This is a genomic window from Anabaena sp. CS-542/02, from assembly GCF_028331085.1.
GTDB classification, from domain to species: domain Bacteria; phylum Cyanobacteriota; class Cyanobacteriia; order Cyanobacteriales; family Nostocaceae; genus Anabaenopsis; species Anabaenopsis arnoldii.
This window is the reverse complement of sequence record NZ_JAQMTM010000049.1, coordinates 13,890-33,459: the sequence shown is the minus strand read 5'-3', so window position 1 is coordinate 33,459 and position 19,570 is coordinate 13,890. Positions and strand designations below refer to the sequence as shown.

15 protein-coding genes and 1 tRNA gene are annotated in these 19,570 nt (G+C 42.4%); 7 read left to right on the top strand and 9 right to left on the bottom strand.

Features of this window, described 5'->3' with window-relative positions; genetic code table 11:
- Positions 1–33: 33 nt before the first annotated feature.
- Positions 34–387, bottom strand: a complete 354-nt coding sequence (gene patD, locus PN447_RS04990) for a heterocyst frequency control protein PatD (protein ID WP_271761303.1) — start codon at positions 385–387, stop codon at positions 34–36.
- Between the two features lie 272 nt (positions 388–659).
- Between patD and PN447_RS04985 the strand changes: the two genes are divergently transcribed.
- Entirely contained in the window at positions 660–2,930 is a 2,271-nt protein-coding gene (locus tag PN447_RS04985) for a RelA/SpoT family protein (RefSeq protein ID WP_271761301.1), read from the top strand.
- Between the two features lie 35 nt (positions 2,931–2,965).
- Here PN447_RS04985 and PN447_RS04980 read toward each other — a convergent pair whose 3' ends face one another.
- On the bottom strand, positions 2,966–4,012 hold the full coding sequence (locus PN447_RS04980; RefSeq protein ID WP_271761299.1) for a hemolysin family protein: 1,047 nt from the start codon (positions 4,010–4,012) through the stop codon (positions 2,966–2,968).
- A 119-nt stretch (positions 4,013–4,131) separates the two neighbouring features.
- Between PN447_RS04980 and PN447_RS04975 the strand changes: the two genes are divergently transcribed.
- The gene (locus PN447_RS04975; RefSeq protein ID WP_271761297.1) at positions 4,132–4,848 is read left to right on the top strand and encodes a class I SAM-dependent methyltransferase; all 717 of its coding nucleotides are present in this window, start codon (positions 4,132–4,134) and stop codon (positions 4,846–4,848) included.
- 28 nt (positions 4,849–4,876) lie between these two features.
- On the opposite strand, the gene PN447_RS04970 is transcribed toward PN447_RS04975, so the two are convergent.
- Together PN447_RS04970 and murG are read right to left on the bottom strand one after the other, a co-directional pair.
- The gene (locus PN447_RS04970; protein WP_271761295.1) at positions 4,877–5,803 is read right to left on the bottom strand and encodes a cobalamin-binding protein; all 927 of its coding nucleotides are present in this window, start codon (positions 5,801–5,803) and stop codon (positions 4,877–4,879) included.
- Between the two features lie 103 nt (positions 5,804–5,906).
- The gene (gene murG, locus PN447_RS04965; RefSeq protein WP_271761293.1) at positions 5,907–6,980 is read right to left on the bottom strand and encodes an undecaprenyldiphospho-muramoylpentapeptide beta-N-acetylglucosaminyltransferase; all 1,074 of its coding nucleotides are present in this window, start codon (positions 6,978–6,980) and stop codon (positions 5,907–5,909) included.
- 86 nt (positions 6,981–7,066) lie between these two features.
- On the opposite strand from murG, the gene PN447_RS04960 reads away from it, so the two are divergent.
- Entirely contained in the window at positions 7,067–7,981 is a 915-nt protein-coding gene (locus tag PN447_RS04960; protein ID WP_271761291.1) for a nuclear transport factor 2 family protein, read from the top strand.
- 47 nt (positions 7,982–8,028) lie between these two features.
- Here PN447_RS04960 and PN447_RS04955 read toward each other — a convergent pair whose 3' ends face one another.
- Positions 8,029–9,669 (bottom strand): alpha/beta hydrolase, encoded by a 1,641-nt coding sequence (locus PN447_RS04955; RefSeq protein ID WP_271761289.1) that lies wholly within the window; start codon positions 9,667–9,669, stop codon positions 8,029–8,031.
- A 555-nt stretch (positions 9,670–10,224) separates the two neighbouring features.
- On the opposite strand from PN447_RS04955, the gene PN447_RS04950 reads away from it, so the two are divergent.
- The 4 genes from PN447_RS04950 (at position 10,225) to PN447_RS04935 (ending at position 14,999) form a co-directional block, all read left to right on the top strand.
- Positions 10,225–11,910, top strand: coding sequence for an NAD(P)H-quinone oxidoreductase subunit 4 (locus PN447_RS04950; protein ID WP_271761287.1), 1,686 nt, complete (start codon positions 10,225–10,227; stop codon positions 11,908–11,910).
- 12 nt (positions 11,911–11,922) lie between these two features.
- Positions 11,923–12,330, top strand: a complete 408-nt coding sequence (locus tag PN447_RS04945; protein ID WP_271761286.1) for a QcrA and Rieske domain-containing protein — start codon at positions 11,923–11,925, stop codon at positions 12,328–12,330.
- 581 nt (positions 12,331–12,911) lie between these two features.
- On the top strand, positions 12,912–13,643 hold the full coding sequence (locus PN447_RS04940) for a hypothetical protein (RefSeq protein ID WP_271761284.1): 732 nt from the start codon (positions 12,912–12,914) through the stop codon (positions 13,641–13,643).
- 750 nt (positions 13,644–14,393) lie between these two features.
- Positions 14,394–14,999 carry a hypothetical protein gene (locus PN447_RS04935; protein WP_271761282.1) on the top strand — a complete coding sequence of 202 codons (606 nt, stop codon included), beginning with the start codon at positions 14,394–14,396 and terminating at the stop codon, positions 14,997–14,999.
- Positions 15,000–15,071: 72 nt separating this feature from the next.
- Here PN447_RS04935 and PN447_RS04930 read toward each other — a convergent pair whose 3' ends face one another.
- From PN447_RS04930 to pds, 4 genes are all read right to left on the bottom strand, one after another.
- Positions 15,072–16,355: an ABC transporter substrate-binding protein gene (locus PN447_RS04930; protein ID WP_271761281.1), complete on the bottom strand. Its 1,284-nt coding sequence runs from the start codon at positions 16,353–16,355 to the stop codon at positions 15,072–15,074.
- Positions 16,356–16,786: 431 nt separating this feature from the next.
- Positions 16,787–16,878 (bottom strand) — tRNA-Ser (locus tag PN447_RS04925).
- A gap of 170 nt (positions 16,879–17,048) precedes the next feature.
- Entirely contained in the window at positions 17,049–17,981 is a 933-nt protein-coding gene (gene crtB, locus PN447_RS04920; RefSeq protein ID WP_271761280.1) for a 15-cis-phytoene synthase CrtB, read from the bottom strand.
- Positions 17,965–19,404, bottom strand: a complete 1,440-nt coding sequence (gene pds, locus PN447_RS04915; protein ID WP_271761279.1) for a 15-cis-phytoene desaturase — start codon at positions 19,402–19,404, stop codon at positions 17,965–17,967. The genes crtB and pds overlap by 17 nt, the downstream gene beginning before the upstream one ends.
- Positions 19,405–19,570: the final 166 nt, after the last annotated feature.

The window sequence follows — 19,570 nt, the reverse complement described above, 5'->3', positions numbered from 1 at the left end:
CATGTCAGGAGTAGAGCAAAAGGTAAAGAATTGTTATGTTTGCGCCTCTGGTGGTGGTTGCACAATAGCCTCACAGTATTGCATGAGAGTCTGCAAGCGATCGCGAATCAACTTGAGTCTCTCATTAGTCGTGGATGCTTGCCGTGCTCCCTGGAGGAACAAGACATCAATTTCCAACAAGCGCAACTGCTTACTGATCTCAGTCTGATATGACTGTACCCGGTAACCCCCATCAGGTAAAGGTATAATCTCCTGGCGAAACACACGCTGCAACAAAGCCACACCCTTTTGCAGTTCAGGTGCATTGACAGGGGTGACACAGGTATCAGAGCGTATTTGCTCGAGTAAAGTTGCGAGTGTCTGATATTTCTCAAGATTTAGAGACATTCAGTGCTAGTTAAGATAGTATTAGTTTCAATAAATTATCTTTTAAAATAAACTTTCTCAACTTCTGATGACAAACCGCAGTGCCTCAACTCATGCTTTGAGGTTTTGCCATAATATAGATTTATCATTCCTGTATGGATAATTACCACAGGCAACTAGAAAATTATCCTCATTTTTCTTCTTAACTGTAGCAGATAGGATTTTCCGTTCATCCTGCTACCCATAATCTTCATCTGTCACTTATCTACTGATCACATTTAATCCCTAATTGTATGAGCAGCACACTTGTAACTTCCACAACTGAACTCGCCCTTCCGGAATGGCTTGACAAATGTTTACGAGAGTCATCAGCATATAGGGGTGAACCAGAAGAACACCAAAAGTATAGTGATGAAGTTTTAATTGGTAAGGCCTTTGAATTTGCCTATCAACTCCATGAGGGTCAATACCGCAAATCGGGAGAACTATATATTAGTCATCCCGTGGCCGTAGCCGGATTACTGCGAGATTTAGGTGGCAGTGCTGCCATGATAGCAGCTGGATTTCTTCATGATGTAGTGGAGGATACAGATGTCACAAGTGAAGACATAGAAAAACACTTTGGAGCAGAAGTACGCCAATTAGTAGAAGGTGTCACCAAGCTTTCTAAAATAAATTTCAACAGCAAAACCGAAAGCCAAGCGGAAAACTTCCGGCGGATGTTTGTAGCTATGGCTAAGGATATTCGGGTAATTGTGGTGAAACTGGCAGACCGTTTGCATAATATGCGAACTTTACAATATATGTCAGAGTCTAGTCGTCTGCGCACCGCCCAAGAAACCAGAGATATTTTTGCCCCCTTAGCAAATCGCCTGGGGATGTGGCACATCAAGTGGGAACTTGAAGATTTATCCTTCAAATACCTGGAACCGGAAGCCTTTCGGCAAATGCAGGATTATGTTTCCGAAAAACGGACGGCCCGGGAAGAAAAATTGGCTAAAGCTACAGAGATACTGCGGGAGCGTTTGCAGCAAGCGGGTATTAAATGTCAGGATATCAGTGGTCGTCCTAAGCACCTTTATAGCATTTATCAAAAAATGCAAAGGCAGCAAAAAGAATTTCATGAAATTTATGATTTGGCCGCCCTGCGGATTATTGTCCAGACTAATGAGGAATGTTATCGCGCTTTGGCAGTTGTTCATGATGCTTTTCGCCCTATTCCCTCTCGATTTAAAGATTACATCGGCTTGCCCAAGCCTAACCATTACCAGTCGTTGCATACTGGAGTAATTGGGCTGACTGGCCGCCCTTTGGAAATCCAAATTCGCACTGTGGAAATGCATCATGTGGCTGAATATGGGATTGCAGCCCATTGGAAGTACAAGGAAACAGGTGGTTCTACTAGCCAACTCACCAGCGCTGATGAAAAGTTCACTTGGTTAAGACATCTGCTGGAATGGCAAAGTGACCTCAAAGACGCTCAAGAATATCTTGATAGCGTCAAAGATAATTTATTTGGAGATGATGTCTATGTCTTCACCCCTAAGGGGGATGTTATATCCTTAAGTCCTGGTGCAACCTGTATAGATTTTGCTTATCATATTCACACCGAAGTCGGTAACCACTGTGCCGGAGCCAGGGTAAATGGCCGCATGGTACCTTTGTCAACTCCTTTGCAAAATGGCGCTATTGTAGAAATTATTACCCAGAAGAACAGCCATCCTAGTTTGGATTGGCTGAATTTTGCCAGAACTTCTGCAGCAAAGTATCGCATTAAACAATGGTACAAGCGATCGCGCCGCGATGAAAATCTGGATCGGGGACGGGAATTATTGGAAAAGGAACTAGGTAAAACAGGTTTTGATAACTTGCTCAAATCACAAGCCATGCAAACTGTGGCCGAAAAGTGTAATTATCACAGCGTCGAAGATTTACTAGCAGGTTTGGGTTACGGTGAAATTACCCTCAACTTAGTTCTCAATCGCTGGCGAGAAGTAGCTAAAGAACAACAACCGGGTAACGTTGTTTCTTTATTTCCCGGTAAAGAAATACCAACAACATCAAAAATTGTCCGCGATACCCCTCCCCTGAATACCCGTCCCTGTGATTCACCCATTATTGGCGTAGAGGGATTGGTATATCATCTAGCTGGTTGTTGTACCCCCCTTCCCGGTGAAGCAATTATTGGTGTGGTCACACGGGGTAGAGGAATTTCTATTCATCGTCAAGGGTGTAGTAATCTCGAAAGTGTGGAGTTTGAGCGCTTAGTACCCGTCAGTTGGAACTGTGCTGTTGAACATATCACTCGTCCCCAGACTTACCCGGTAAATGTGCAAATCGAAGCCCTTGACCGTGTGGGAGTCCTCAAGGATATTTTATCCCGGTTGAGTGACCAGGGAATTAATGTGCGTCATGCACAGGTGAAAACTTCTATTGATCAACCCGCTTTGATTGATTTAGGAATAGATATACGCGATCGCTTGCAACTAGAGCAAGTATTTACTCAAATTAAGAAAATGAGCGACATTTTAAATATCCGTCGCCTTGGTCAAATTGACGAATAGTATTTACTAGGCTGTGTTAGAGCAGATTATAAAACTTAGCTGGGATGACTAACATTCATAGACTGCAACATTTTTTCCCGCTTCTTGCGGGCAATTTCTTGTAAATCAACTGTTCTATCAGTCTCATCGACAATTTCACCGGTGATCACTTCTAGTACATCTTCCAATGTTACCACACCAGCCACATCTCCATATTCATCAACCACTACAGCCAGATGTTCCCGCGCTGCGATGAAATTCTTCATCAGTTTATCAGCTCGAATTATTTCGGGAACAAAGTTAACTTTTCGCGCTAAATTAGCAATTTTTTCCTGGTTATTACCTTCAACCATAGCTGTGAGTAAATTATGCTTTAAAGCAAATCCAATTACCTGGTCAATCGACTCATCAACTACAATAATACGGGTATGTTGAGAAGCAATAATATCTTTTTTTGCTGCTTCAAGAGTGAGATTTCCGCGGATGTAAGTTAACATAATCCGGGGTGTCATCAAGTCTGCTGCTGTGACATCATTTAATCTAAATACCCGTTGAATCATTTCTGCTTCATCGCTTTCAATAATCCCCTCTTGTTGACCAATATTCGCTAGCAACTTGATTTCGGCCTCATTTGTGGTTGGTCGCTTTTTGGTTTTAAAAAAGGGTGCAGTGACGTTTTCTATAATCCAAACCAGGGGTGTGAACACTAAAGACAGTCCCGTCACAGGTAAAGCCGTCACCATAGCGATTTGTTCACAATAGCGCTCTCCAATTGTCTTGGGAATGATTTCTCCAAACATGATAATCAAAAAAGTAAGTATTGCCGAAAATATTCCCAACCAAGTATCTCCCAGGACTTGACTAGCAATACTACCTGTCAGAATACTGCCAACAATGTTAAAAATATTGTTCATGATCACAATTGTGGCAATCGGTCGATTCATATTTTCCCGAATTGCCAACAGTGCAAGGGCAGCCGGATGGTTGGACTGCGCTAATTGTCTGACTCTCAGGGGAGAAACAGAAAACAACGCCGTTTCCGTAGCAGAACAAAGCCCTGAACCGAAAATCACAACAAATACAATTATTATTAGCTGCAACATAAAAGCTAGGAGTTATTACCCATTTTATCAAAATCCACAGCAAGATTCCCACTCCAATCAACAGCATCCTGTTTTAAGGTATTTTGGGTCAATATGAATAATAATAGTTTGAGATTCTTATGTCACAAATATTTCCAGGAGAGGTATTCGCTAACACTGCCGATTTTGACAACGGTATTCGCCAACTCTTACCCCGCTATGATGAGATGTTGGGGGTAATTACCGAGTGTTTTCCAACTACAACTCGTCGGATTTTAGAACTAGGCTGCGGTACAGGGGAACTAACCCTGAAAATCTTCCACTGCTGTCCCAATGCGGAAATCACAGCCTTAGATTACTCACCCCGCATGTTACAATTTGCTAGGGAGAAAATCACCAATGCTGGATATCAAGAACGGTGGACTGGCATACAAGCAGACTTTGGTGAATGGGCCAATCATCCCGAAAAGTTCGATATAAGTAGCGAATTTGATGCCTGTGTCTCATCTTTGGCAATTCATCATCTCCATGATCAGATGAAGCTGAAGTTATTTCAACGCATTGCCGGGAGTCTTCGCCCAGGGGGTTATTTTGGCAATGCAGACCCAATATTACCAGAATCACCTGTGCTGTCACAAGTTTATCAGGCGGCACGAGAAAAATGGGCAGCACAACAGGGAAATACTTTAACCGAGGTACGGGCTAGGCTTGGTAGTAGTACTCAGCAAGGATATTCTAGCCAAGACCAACTCGCTACTTTGGAGACACATTTGCAAATGCTCACTCAATCTGGATTTAAAACAGTAGCAGTACCTTGGAAATATTACGGTTTAGCTGTTTTTGGCGGCTGGGCTTAACCCATTTAACCGCTTCCGGATGCTGCGTTTAGAGCGTATCCCAGGCGGTTCCTTTATAGCCATAATCAAAAATTTCTGGGTGTAAAATTTCTGCTAAAATCTCTAAAGAATCTGCAAGTCTTGGTCCGGGACGATTGAAGAAAGCATTGCCATCAGCAACATAAACTCTACCACTCTGGGCGGCGTGAAGTTTTTCCCAGTCTGGACGTTGAATGAATAACTGGGCGGCTTGACGAGTCCGATTTAAATCAAAGCCACAGGGGATGAAAATGATGATGTCTGGATTGCTTTTTAACAGTGCTTCCCAGGATATAGAACTAGAAGGCTGACCTGTGAAGCTAAATTGTGACTGACCTCCTGCTAAGTTCACCAATTCGGGAATCCAATTCGCAGCAATTATTAAAGGATCTGTCCACTCAATACAGGCTACTGTGGGTAACTCTGTTGAGGAAAGCCCCTGGAGTCTTCGCTGACAAATCGTGACACGAGCTTCTAAATTTTCCAAGACATGAACTGAGTCTACACCAAAGATATCACTTACTCGCTCAATATCTTGCCAAACATCCTCAAGAAGATGCGGTTTTAAGGAAATAATTTGAGGTGACGTGTGGAAAAGACTAGCAACGGCTTTTTCCACATCTGCAAGGGTGACTCCACATAAATCACACTGGTCTTGAGTAATAATGTGGGTGGGTTGTAATTTCTCTAAAATATCGGTTTTGATTTCATATATACTTAAGGCGGATTTTAACAATTCGTTGATATCTTCATGAATCTTACGACTTTGCCGATGGTAATTCCAGCGTGCTTGAGTACAAACCGGGCGATTTTTGATTTCCGGAGGGTAGTCGCATTCATGCGATCGCCCGACAATGTGATTAGTCAGGCCTAGTGCGTCCAAAATTTCCGTTCCACCAGGAATCAAAGAAACAATCCTCACACTACTATTGGCCATCGGGCTACCTCCAGAACAGCTACTATAATTTCAATTCTGGCAAACTTTAACTGTTGGGGTATCTTTCTTTAGGTGAACACCTGTGTTCAGTCATAAAACAAAATCACATATGAAGTATTTCACGGACTAAAGAAGCTAACTTGTCAGCACTATCAGGAACTGCGACCGCTTTGGCATTTTCTGCCATTGTGGCTAATTCATGGGGCGATCGCAATAAATGTAAAACTTGAGTTTGTAATGTCTGTGTTGTTAACTCCGATTGCCGAAAACTTAAAGCCGCGCCAGCTTGAGTAAATACCTCTGCATTGTATGCTTGATGGTCTTCGGCAGCAAAGGGGTAAGGAATTAATATCGCTGGCGTTCCACATACTGCTAATTCTGTTAAACTGCCCGCACCAGCGCGACTAATGGCTAAATCGGCTCGTTTTAACAAAGCCGCCATGTTGTCGTAAAAGGGTAATGAGATATATTGCGAATGCTGGAGACTATCCGCCTGGGGATCTTGATTCCCTGTTAAATGTACCACATAAGCACCAGCATCAAACCAGGACGGAGCCGACTGGCGCACTAACTGATTCACCGCCACCGCCCCCTGACTCCCACCAAAGACTACAATTAAAGGCACACCATCAGGAATAGGTAAATCCAGCAATTTATCTAGTCCTGGTTCCAGGAATTGAGAGCGCACGGGAGTACCCACATAAACATTTTTGCAGCGAGGTAAATACTGACTAGCGACCGCAAACCCTAAGGCCACCGCACTACACCAGGGGCCAAAAAACCGGCTAACTTTACCAGGTAAGGCATTAGATTCATGGAAAACTACAGGTAACCCCAGGGAACGCGCCGCAATGACGCTAGGAGCCGCTATATAACCCCCAGTCGTGAAAACACCTTGAAAATTCCCTTCTGTGAGGATGCGTCTGACCTTCAAAATCGCCGCCACCATACCGGCTATGATCCGGAGTGTAGACAATCCAAATCCTTGCTGAAACCCCTCAACTGCAATAGTATTCAATAGATACTGTGTGGGCACAAGTTGAGTTTCTAAACGATTGGAGACACCCAGCCATTCAATCTCATAATCTGGTAATTTCTCAGCCAGTGCGATCGCTGGAAACAAGTGTCCACCAGTCCCACTAGCAGCTATTAATAATTTTATCGGTGCGTTTGCCATGAACAATCTAACGTTTAGCGCCTAGCATATCTAAAGATAAAACAATTTCCTGACCTTCTCTACTTAAATCAGCAAACTCTTATCAAATGACTAACATTACTGCCTTCTTACTGAAACACCAACAGAAATTTCCTCATACTATTGGGTTCTTTATATCACTAATACTAATGAATATAACTAGTAATTGGCAACCGGCTCAAGCTAGGACAATACAACCATTACAACCTGTGTCTACTGTTGTCCAAAGCGGTGAGATGTCCTTAAAAGACAGGCTACGCCAATGGCAAATAGCCAACAGCTTATCTCCCATCATTTCCAGCGGTACAGCCACTGAATTGAGCAATCTGTTAGCACAAATGGATGCAGCAGCTACCCGTGGTAACATCAAAGAAGTCATGCAATTTTACAGTCCCAATTTCAGCAATACAGATGGTTTAAATTACCAATCCCTAGAAAAATCCTTAATCGCATTCTGGAAACGTTATCCAAGTTTGCGATACAGTACAAAGTTGCAATCTTGGCAAGTTGAAGGCAATACCATCGTCGCCGAAACGGTAACTAATATAGTTGGTTCACCATCTACCAACAGCAGTAATTTCGCTCTCAATACCACCATTACATCCCGTCAACGGATTCAGGGCACAAAAATAGTCGAGCAAAAAATCTTATCAGAACGTAGCCTACTTACTTCTGGCGAGCAGCCACCCCAAATTGATATCAATTTACCAGATCAAGTAAAAGTAGGACAGAAGTATCATTTCGATGCCATCGTCCAAGAACCACTCGGCGATGAGTTTCTACTGGGAACAGCAATAGAAGAACCAGTCCACGTCAGTAAATATCTCAATCCCACATCTGTAAATTTGGAAAGACTCAAATCTGGGGGACTTTTTAAAATCGGACGCGCCCCAGTTATTCCTGGTCATCGTTGGGTGTCAGCAGTGATTGTCAGATCTAATGGGACTACCATCGTCACTCAACGTCTGCAAGTGGTTAGATAGTTAATATTCATTGTACCAAAAAGCTTGTTTGTGTGTACACTCCGCCCCTAGCGGCGGAGTTTCAATTCTTCCATCACATCAGCCGGAATCTCAGTCACTAAACGAATGGGAAATCCTTGGGTAGATGCATATTGGGCGTACTCTGGGGTGAGGAAGATTTTATATTGCTCCCTTTGAGGAGTCATTTGTGCCGCAAATGCTAAAGTAATAACTTTCATATACCTATGAATTTCAGCAGCTTGGGCACCAACGACCTCAACACCCCCCTTCTCCTCCCTCTGTGCAGTAGAAATGGGATCTTTGATACTACCGTGAGTTGCTCCCACAATTCCAATTAGCCATTTTGGTGCAGGGATTTTGCTAAAACCAATGATTTGTTCGGTTAACGCCGGGGTTACTTGATCGGCTGATGATGCTAAAATTAGGATGGGAATTTCCATATTTTCTAACCCAGTTTCACCGAACATGAGGGAAGTTGTGGGGTTAAGAGCGATCGCCTGTTTAATGCGAGGGTCTCGTAATATGTAGCGCTCTTGTGGTAGAGTTTTGGCAACACACTGCAAACCCTCCCCGAAATTAACAGTAGTATCTAGGAATTGAGCACAGCGTTCTCTTAAAGAATCTACTTGTAATTCTCCCCCAGCAATAGACATCGCTGTCCCACCCCCAAAAGAATGACCGATCACCATAGCGTTATTGGTTGTTAACTTACCTTGTAGCTGGTGTTTGTCTTGTTGGTTCCACTGTGCCAACTGGTCTAAAATAAAACTGATATCTTTAGGGCGCTCCAAAAATTCCTGGGGTTTCATCAGCAATGCAAGACCCCCCTGCATTGGATCTATTCGGTAATCTTGATTACTACCAATATGTTCTAGCGCTGCTACTACATATCCATGAGATGCTAAATGTTCTGCTATGTAGCGCATATCTGTGCGATCAGAGGAATAACCATGTGATAAAATGATTACAGGTTTAGTAATTACGGCAGCATCTGACCAATAAATGTCAACAGGAACAAGACGTTGGCGTTGTTCATCTTTTAATCTTGGTAAGTTGATCACCTGTACTTTCCCAGTTCCTGCTTCCCCAGGATCAAAGGGTAAATTCAATTCTGCAGGCTTTGCAGCCAGTTGGGGAGTAATGGCTTGTATAAACCGGTTACTTTGCTGATAGGACAGGTTAAAGTTACTAAAAACCCCAGGTACTTCCGCCACATTAATCACAAGGTTTTGACTGGGGTAATTTTGGATAAAGCTAATAACAGAAAGTCCTTCTGAAGTTTTAGAACCATGTACCAGCGCAGTTCTCAGGGCTTGCATTCCCGCCTCATCTTTGCGGAATGTGAGTTTAGAGAAGTCTTGGAGGATACTACTACCAACCGGAGTATATAATAATCTACTTAAGTTCACAAAATTTACGGGAACTTTCTTACGTAGTACTTCTAAAAATTTTTGCCGCTCTTCAGGGGGAAATTTATTCGTATAAACTTGATATTGCCGAGGTACTATTCCTGTTTCGGCAATTGTTTGCAAGTCTTCAACCGATATTGATTCTTCTAAAATACCATAACGCAAAATAACATTCTGTGCAGCATTTGCCGGTTTAATTCTCAGGAAGAAATATGTGTTAATAATAGTGATTAATAAAAAAATATTTATTGTAATCTTTGATAGTAGTGTATATCGCATAATTTGACACCGAACGACATTTTTATTTATGAGTTAGAAAATTTTGAACCGGTTAAAGCTTTTTTGATAATTTTACCATAAATATTCAGAGAATTACCGGCTGAAATTTAAGGTAATTCTATACCTAATGCACCCTACAGGCTCAAGTGAAAGTCACCGAGAAGCGATCGCCTATTCAGCATTTAAGCTTTTGAGAATTTTCTTAGCTAACAATTTTTATAGAACTCTACTATATTTGAAAGGATGATTCCTTGCCAGATCAGCGATAGCGCAAGCGCTGCTGCTAAAGCAGATCGCCTATTTCACATTACCATCATTTCACTTTCAACACTATCGATTAGTATCAAGTGATGTTACAGTTAGATTAGTGTAAATACGTACTAAATGACTATTTCCAGGGAATCTTTGCATAAACCATCCTATGGTTTGGGGGTTAGTCCTGGCTGTAAGTAAGGATAGTAATTTTATTATGCCACCCATAGTTATTAAGATATTATTAAAAAGTTTAATAGTATGAGATGATAATTAAACTAAGTATTATTCATTAGATATCCGATGACAGATGAATTTCCCTGGCTGAGTGTGATTGTCTTGTTACCATGCATTGCTGCTCTGGCGATCCCTGTGCTTCCCGATAAAGACGGTAAGTGGATACGATGGTATGCGCTAGGAGTGGGAGTTGCCGATTTAATCTTGATGTGCTACGCCTTTTGGCAGCATTATGATGCCAGCACTGCTGTATTTCAACTAGAAGAAAATTATGCCTGGATGCCTCAGTTAGGCCTAAGTTGGGCGGTTGCTGTGGATGGTTTATCAGTTCCCTTTGTACTTCTAGCCGGACTGGTAACAACACTGTCAATTTTTTCGGCTTGGCAAGTTGACCGCAGGCCTCGTCTTTTCTATTTCCTAATGCTAGTGCTCTACTCGGCCCAGATTGGAGTATTTGTCGCCAAAGACCTGCTGCTGTTTTTCATTATGTGGGAAGTGGAGCTAATTCCCGTATACCTGCTGATTTCCATTTGGGGTGGACAAAAGCGTCGCTACGCTGCTACAAAATTCTTGATATATACGGCGGCAGCTTCTATATTTATTTTGGTAGCAGCATTGGCAATGGCGCTCTATGGTGGCGGTAATATCACTTTTGACTTAGCACGGTTGGGATTGAAAGATTACCCACTAAATTTAGAACTTTTACTATATGCAGGATTGTTAATTGCCTTTGGTGTCAAGTTGGCTGTGTTCCCCATGCATACTTGGTTACCTGATGCTCATGGAGAAGCATCATCTCCAGTATCAATGATTCTGGCAGGTGTGCTGCTGAAGATGGGAGGATACGGGCTAATTCGCCTGAATATGGGAATTTTGGCTGATGCACATATTTACTTTGCACCAGTTCTGGCAATTCTGGGGGTTGTTAACATTATCTATGGTGCGTTGAATTCCTTCGCCCAATCTAATATGAAGCGGCGGCTGGCCTATTCGTCCATTTCTCACATGGGATTCGTACTGCTAGGTATTGCATCCTTCACTGATTTGGGTATTAACGGCGCCATGTTGCAAATGATTTCCCACGGTTTAATTGCGTCCGTGCTGTTTTTCCTGGCAGGTGTCACCTACGATCGCACTCGTACAATGATTATGGATGATATGGGCGGTATTGGTCAGGTAATGCCGAAAGTATTTGCATTATTTACCATCAGCGCCATGGCCTCCCTAGCTCTCCCTGGTATGAGCGGCTTTGTGGGGGAACTTGCCGTATTCGTTGGTATAACTAGCAGTGATGTCTACAGTTCCGCCTTCTGTATTGTCACGGTTTTCCTGGCTGCCATAGGAGTTATCCTCACACCAATTTATCTACTTAATTTGCTGCGTAAGGTGTTTTATGGTACTAGTGCTGCAGTCTCCTGCGACGTTAATAATGCAACCTTGGAGAATCAGGAGGACGAGGGAACAGCTTGTTTTGGTACTGACTGTCTGCTGCCAACTCAAACCATATATAGTGATGCTAGACCCCGTGAAGTATTTATTGCTGCCTGTTTTCTGTTGCTGATTATCGGTATCGGGTTTTACCCCAAGTTGGCTATGCAGATGTATGACGTGAAGACCGTGGCTGTGAATGCTCAGGTGCGCCAATCTTTGATGACTATCTCCCAAACAAATCCCCACATCTATGCTCAGGGATTGTTGGTTCCTACTATTCCCGCATCTGAAATAAAACCCGTTTTGGGAGTTGTTAAGTAACTTTATTGACTTATGAAACGTCGCGATTTTATCAATTGGGTAGGTTTAAGTACAATCGCTAGTAGTTTACCTGTAGCTATAGCTGCTTGTGCTTCTAAAAAAGTATCTAGAGATTGGCAAACTGTGGGTACTGTGACGGATTTGGATAAAGATGGCCAATTGCTAGTTCAAAAATCCCCTACTTTCAATGTTTTAGTAGTTGGTACATCGGTCAGTGAAAATCTCATCGCTGTTGACCCTACCTGTACTCACTCAGGTTGCACAGTAACATGGGAAGGGAAAGGTAATAAGTTTGCCTGTCGTTGTCATGGTGCAGAATATAACAGTAATGGTCAAGTGCGAAGAGGACCAGCTAGAGAACCACTCAAAACTTACTCAGCTAAGATTGAGAATAATTCAGTATTAGTGAAGCAAAATTAATAATTTCATATCAAACAACCTCTGAGAGAATGGTGGATGCTCTCAAAAACAAGGCTGGAAGACCCATTAAAAAAAACGCTCAATTTTTGGCAAAAATTGAGCGTTTTATAGTTAAATTTCGTCAGGTGATCGGAATACCTATTTATTTAGTATTAATCAACACTACTTTAATTCCTCCTAAAGATAGATAAATACTACGTCCATGTTTTCATACTTCCTGAAAGTTTTGCTAGGCAATGGATGGAACAATAGTATCAATTTTAATTACCATCTTATAAATTTCATCCTCAGTTGTCGTAATTAAGCCGCATGATTACAAAAACCTTCTGATAGTATTTATTTTTGACACCCTAGTTTTGCTTTGTTACATCAAATATGCGACTTCTGGGTATTTAGTAATTATTGATACTAATATTCTTATGACTTCATCTCTACTACCTAGTAGACAGTATGTTGATCAAGACTTCTGTCTACTTAAGGATGTAATGGTGATTTTATGATGTTACAGTTTAAATATCGCCAAATTTGGTGGAATCATCGTACACAATGTCCATAGCGGCAATATTTTGTCAGGAGTGAATGTGAATATTATTTCCCTTGTCTACTACAAGCTAGGCAAATGCAAAAGTTTGTTTTACCTACCCAGCGTAGCTGCTCTGACAATGTTAAGTAGTGGTGTGTCTGCTATTGCTGAAACAGTAGATACTCAACTGTTTCATGAGGCTTCTGTGAATGCAATATCTATGGCTACGCCCTGCGAGGTAGAAGTTGCTAATGAAACATTCACACCTGTACAGGGGACGGTGGAAACCTCATCAGCATACCTGATTTCTCAATCAACACTTACTTCTCATCATCAGATAGCACAAGCAAATATAGATTTTGGTAGACCTAGCCGTGCCGGTAGAAACTATGTCGGTATTGCTGGTAACCTTGGTTTAGAAGGTAGCAACTCATCTTTAGGTGATGGCAATGTTGCCGTTGTCGGTAAGGTGGGATTGACAAATACCATATCTGTAAGACCATCTGCTCTATTTGGCAACAACACCACTATCTTGCTTCCCGTTACCTATGACTTCAGCTTACAGCAGCCAGGTCCGTTTGACGAGCCCTTAGCGATCGCACCTTATGTTGGAGTAGGTGCAGCTCTTAAAACAGGTGATAATTCTAAGACTGCTTTATTAGTATCTGTTGGTCTTGATTTTCCTCTCAATAGTCGATTTACCGCCACAGCTTCCGCTAATGCCGGATTTTTTGACCAAACTGATATCGGTTTATTATTAGGAGTTGGTTACAATTTCAGCGGTTTTTAACTGAATCATCTCAAACATAAAAGGCAAAAGTGATTCTCACTCTTGCCTTTTACCTATGGCGATTGGAAAGGCACTTGATTTTTATTACTTACACAACTATAGCACTACGCATACACCTTAGGACATCATAATTGTGGTTTTAAGGGAACAGGGAACAGGGAATGGGGAACAGGAAGGATTGGGAAGGATTGGGAAGGATTGGGGAACAACAAGCAGGGAAATGTCCTAACACTTGTGGTTACTGCTGTACAAGAGAAAATTTTTTTTAATTTTTGTTTGTATTGATTGCTATTAGCGGATATATTCAAAGGAATAAACTCTTGAGTAATAGCGAGGGTATTACAATCTATTACGTAACTGCTGATTGTGAGTAAGAGTGAATAGATGAGGGAAATCTTATAGTGATATCGGCGACATTGTGAGTATCACTCAGAAATATAGCATTTCCCATGCTCGTGAGGTACAAAGTTGTTTAGTTTCAGGGAATAGGGAACAGGGAATAGGGAACAGGGAATAGACAATTGATGTGTACTTCATTAGCCTGAAAAAGGCTTTATATAGTTTCTTATCTTGATGAGATGGACTAAATTCTGCCATAATAATTATTATATTATCAGTAACAGTGAAAGCATTGGTTGCTAAATAATGCAACTTTGTATTTGGGGATGTAATCTTTATTTTTGCAGTAATTATTGCAGTTTACATAACAACAAATAATTCTTTCAGCTAAAAATAACCCTTATATTATATATGAATAAACAGCGGCAATCATCAAATCAGACTAAAAATATTATAAAGGAAAAGGAAAAAGAACAAGAACTCATGCATGATGTTCTTGTGTTGCTGGAAAACTTGATTTCAAGGGAAGAGACTACAGTCAAGTTAATAATGGATTCTCTCTATGATGTAGGGTCAATTAACCTGATTAACCATAAGTTTCATTCTCAGACTCTCAATAGACTTCTCAAACTCATTTCCAGAACATCCAAGCCAGTATTTAGAATTTTTGCTTGGCGGTGGTTTCAAAATAATGGTCCTCAATTAATTACTAACTGGATACAAAGCAAGATTACTTTCAAAAGCACCCAAACAGCAAAAATACCCACAACACAAGTTGTGCTGGCAAATCCAGACACAAATGTTAATCCTCTAACAAAACCTCAGTCTCAACTTCAGGAAGTAAAACATCTTCGTTCCCAGGTGACATTACTAACTGGTATTTTGGCTGGGTTCGTCACTGTGTTTGGTTGTAGCTTTGTTTGGTTAAGTTATTCTCTAGAGCGATCGCATATGCAAAGAATTGTAGAATTACAAAATCAGGTGAAAACTCTGGAGGCCAGCTTCCAAGAACATTAGCTAAATCTGGAAGTAGCCCGGTAATAATTGTGGCGGACTACCCCTATGTCGTTGCTCTTTCCTTGGCAGAGACTATTGAGGATTAGGACTAACTTTATCGATCACCCTAATTTTACCATCTGCTTCTACAGTCCAAACATCGTAAACACCCACAACATCGCCATTGGCATCAATATCCACATTACCACTTGCCCCTTGGTAGTTAATGTCTTGACCCTCTCGAAGTAACTTCAGCCCCTCGCATACATTAGTAACTTCTATACCAGGTGCATTAGCAACATCACGCATTTTACTAGCAATACCAACCCCTGTATTTTCCTGGGCGGCTTGGGCGGCCAGTACCAACAAAGCCGCAGCATCCCAGGCTTGGGGGGCATATTCCCCCGGTGAAACGCCTTTTTTTTCTTGCCACAGTTGATTAAAAGCTGCTAGGGCTTGGCCATCAGAACCGGGTACTGTACCCAGGGCTCCCGCCAAGAGATATTTCCCATCTCCACCTTTACCTACTTGGTTTGGGAAGGTAGATGATTTTACTCCATCAGTTAGTAAAATTTGCACCCCATCAGTTAACCCTTGCTGATAAGCAGTTTTGAGGAGGAGACTACCTGTTTCAGCGTAGAGAACCGCTACGACTGCATCCGGTTTACCAGCGAAAGCTGCAGCAGCTTCAGTATCAAAAGTTTGGGCTTTGGGATCGTAGCGGACAGGATTATTTTTATTAACTACAGTTCCGCCCAATTTCTCAAAAGCCTCTACAAATGCTTTTTCAAACCCCACGCCATAGTCGTTATTAATCACAACTGTAGAAACTCGCCGAAAACCTTTTTGATTAGCTAGTTCAGCTAATGCTAATGCTTGGTAGGTATCAGGAGGCGCTGTACGCGACCAAAAGCCTTTAAATTCGCCTTTTTGGGCTTTTTCTGTAAAAACTGGACTGGTACTACCAGGAGAAACCAGCATAACTTGATTCGGCACAGCAACTGAGACAGCAGCAGTAGAAACGCTACTAGCAAAGGAACCAACTACCCCAGCTACCCGGTCTAAAGTTGCCAATTTGGTCATACCCGCCGCACCAGCTCTAGGGTCAGTTTGGTCGTCCACTTCTATGAGGGTAACTGGTTGTCCATTCACTCCCTCGCAAGCGTTAACGGTCTCTACCAGCAAGGGAATGGAGCCTATCATTTGCTGTCCAACCGATGCTAGGTCACCAGTACTTGGTAGTAAGGTACCAATTTTTAGTCCAGAACTACTCTCCCCAGTGGTATTAGTGTTATTCGCATTTTCGCAAGCTCCTAAAAGGAACCCTGTTGTTAGGGTAGCTATACTCAAGCCTACGGCAGTATTAATTTTTAGCACAGTTTACTTTTTCCCCTGAGGTATTTAAGACGATAAAAGTAAGATTCAACCTAGCTTCTTCTTAGAGACAGAGGAGAACTGCTGGTTTAATTACTCAGATACATAATAGCATCTACCCACGGGAGTAAAACTTGTCACTAGAACATCAATATTTGTTGATGTATAACATAGGTAGTTTTCAGGACTATACCTAACATTAAGAAAAAAGTAATCACTTTGTTCTCAAGGGTTTTCGGCATTTTCGTTATAAATATAGCATTTCCCATGCTCGTGAGGTACAAAGTTGTTTAGTTTCAGGGAACAGGGAACAGGGAACAGGGAACAGGGAACAGGGAACAGGGAACAGGGAATAGGCAATTGATGTGTACTTCATTAGCCTGAAAAAGGCTTTATAAGAAGGCTTAATTTTTAACCTAGGCGTATCGCTAAAACGGAGAGAGAGGGATTCGAACCCTCGGTACGGAGTTACCTGCCGTACAACAGATTAGCAATCTGTCGCTTTCGACCACTCAGCCATCTCTCCAGATGGGCTACAGATTTTAAATATAGCAGAGTATTTTTAATTAGTCAACTATCATTTATAAAATTGTTTGAAGTATCGGAGGTCAATATAGAATCTCCTGACTTATAGTCAGGAGACTGGCAGGTGTTGCAAAACTTACAGATTACGAATTATTCTGAATATTGAGTTAACTAAAGAACCTGCGATCGCATCCACGCCCCTGGTAAAGAAAGTAATTTTTGCCACTGAGGTACATAGGCGCGTTGGGTAAACGCGTTGTAATCGTTACGTTCAATGATGGTTAAAATTCGACTGTAATGCATGAGAGCCGCCCATACAGGCCAACGAGCATCAGGGGATAGATAACTAATACCTCTTTCAGCTTTAGTATAAAATTCTCTAGCTCTGTTAATTTGAAACCGCATTAGGGAGCGCCAGCGGTCATCAACTACACCTTTGAATAAATCTTCCTCAGTGTAATTGAATCGTGCCAAATCCTCTAGAGGAATATAAATTCTCCCCCGTCGTGCATCCTCCCCTACATCTCTGAGGATGTTGGTGAGTTGCTTGGCTATTCCCAAGGCGATTTCTTCAGCAGTGGGCAGATAAGGCTGTTGTTTACAGTTCCACGGCGCTGAATTTCTGGTTTCATCCAGTCCCATAATCGAGGTTGACATTAAGCCAACAGTACCGGCGACGCGATAACAGTAGAGGTATAAATCCTCAAAGGTTTCATAGCGACTGCGATACAAATCCATCTGCTGACCAGCAATCATATCCCGGAAGGGCTGAATGTCGATGGGAAAGCGTCGAACAGTATCAGCCAAAGCTACATCATAATCTTCCACTGGTTCCCCAGCGAAAATTGACTCTAGCTGCTGCTCCCATAAATCTAGGGTTTCTGGCGTAGTCATGGCACATCCAGGCCCATCTACCAATTCATCTGTGCGGCGACACCATGCGTAAATCGCCCAAATAGCGGGACGTTTTTCTTCGCTCAGGAGCAAAGTGCTTAGGTAAAAAGTCGCGGAATACTTGGCTATAAGTTGCCGACAAAGTTTGTAGGACTCGTCTACAGAGACCAGCGTTTTCATGCGCGGTGGGGAATCAGGCAGTTGCAGCATTCGTTGCGGGCGGTCGGGTTGGCGTTTGCAGGTCTGAGGAATTTTCTACCGGGGGGGCTTCCGAGATTGCTTGCGCTGTCAGCTTACCAGAAAGTACAGCACCTTCCATACTGGCTAAGTAGCGCTGCATGGTGTAATCCCCAGTTAGATAAAAGTTGTTGATGGGGGTTTGTTGTGAGGGGCGGTACTGTTGGCGACCTGGTGTCGCTTTGTAAACTGAGCGCGGTGTTTTGACCACATGATACTTTAGTAATTTAGCGTTATTTTCTTGCCCAAAATGGTCAGGGAAGAGTTTCTCTAACTCAGCAAGAGTGGCGGTAACAATTTCCTCATCTGATTTAGTGATCCAATCTTTTGCCGGAGCTAAAACTAATTCCAACATTGAACGATCTGGATTAGCATATTCACGACAGGCATTGCTCATATCAGCATAAACGCTCAGGAGGGGCGATCGCGAGAATAATAAGTGATCAATCTCTGTCAGTTTACGATCAAACCACAAATGGACATTAATTACAGGTACGCCTTCTAAACCTTCTAGCTTTTGGAAAAATTCCATTTCCTGCCAAGGTTTTGGTAGCATTACCTTTAACGGGTCAACGGGCATAGCTGACACATACAAGTCAGCTGTAAATATTTCATCTTCAGCCCCATTTAACCCTCTGAGTAGGAATCCTTTAACTGTACCGTCAGGGTTGAGCAAAATTTCCTTGAGGGGAGCATTTAGCCGCACTTCCCCACCACGCTCAGTGATGTGATCTACTATCGGCTGACACAATCGTTCGGTGGGTGAACCGTCTAAAAATGCCATTTTAGAGCCGTTCTTTTCCTGAAGGAAGCGATTCAGCGCTGTCAGCAGAATGGTAGCAGAGATTTCATCAGGTCCAATGAAGTTCAATGACTTGCACATAGCAATGAAAACTTCTGTGTTCACCCGTTCCGGAATATTCTGTTTACGTAGCCACTCTGTCCAAGAGTATTTATCCATCTCCTCAACATATTTTTGCCCCTGAACCATTGCTGGAATCAGTCCTAGGCCAAATTTAATTTTTTCTGGCCATGTGAGCATATCGTTGTTTCTGAGAATCGCCACCACACCATTTAAGGGCGCTGGCAAATCCGGGAAGTCAAAGCGGCTGTAGGTTCCTGGTGCATCGGGCTGATTGAAGATCATTGTGTGTTCTTTCCACTGCAATCGATCTTCAATATCCAGTTCTTTAAATAGCTGCAACATATTGGGATATGCGCCAAAAAAGATGTGCAAACCCGTTTCGTACCAGTCTCCATCAGCGTCTTTCCACGCGGCCACTTTACCACCCAATACATCCCGGCGCTCCAAGATAATGGGAGTGTGACCTGCGTCTGTGAGATATTTCGCGCAGGATAGCCCTGCTAGACCAGCACCCGCGATCGCGACTCGCATTTAAACTTACTGCCTTTTAATATTTCTTTATGGTTTTGTCGTTCTCATTATACGTTGCAATCCGTTACATTTGGCAGCAGTTGTGCGATCTGTTCTCAAAAAACTTCTCTCAGGAATGCTCTTAGTCACATCCCAAGGTGCTAACACCATCACAATTGAATGTTTT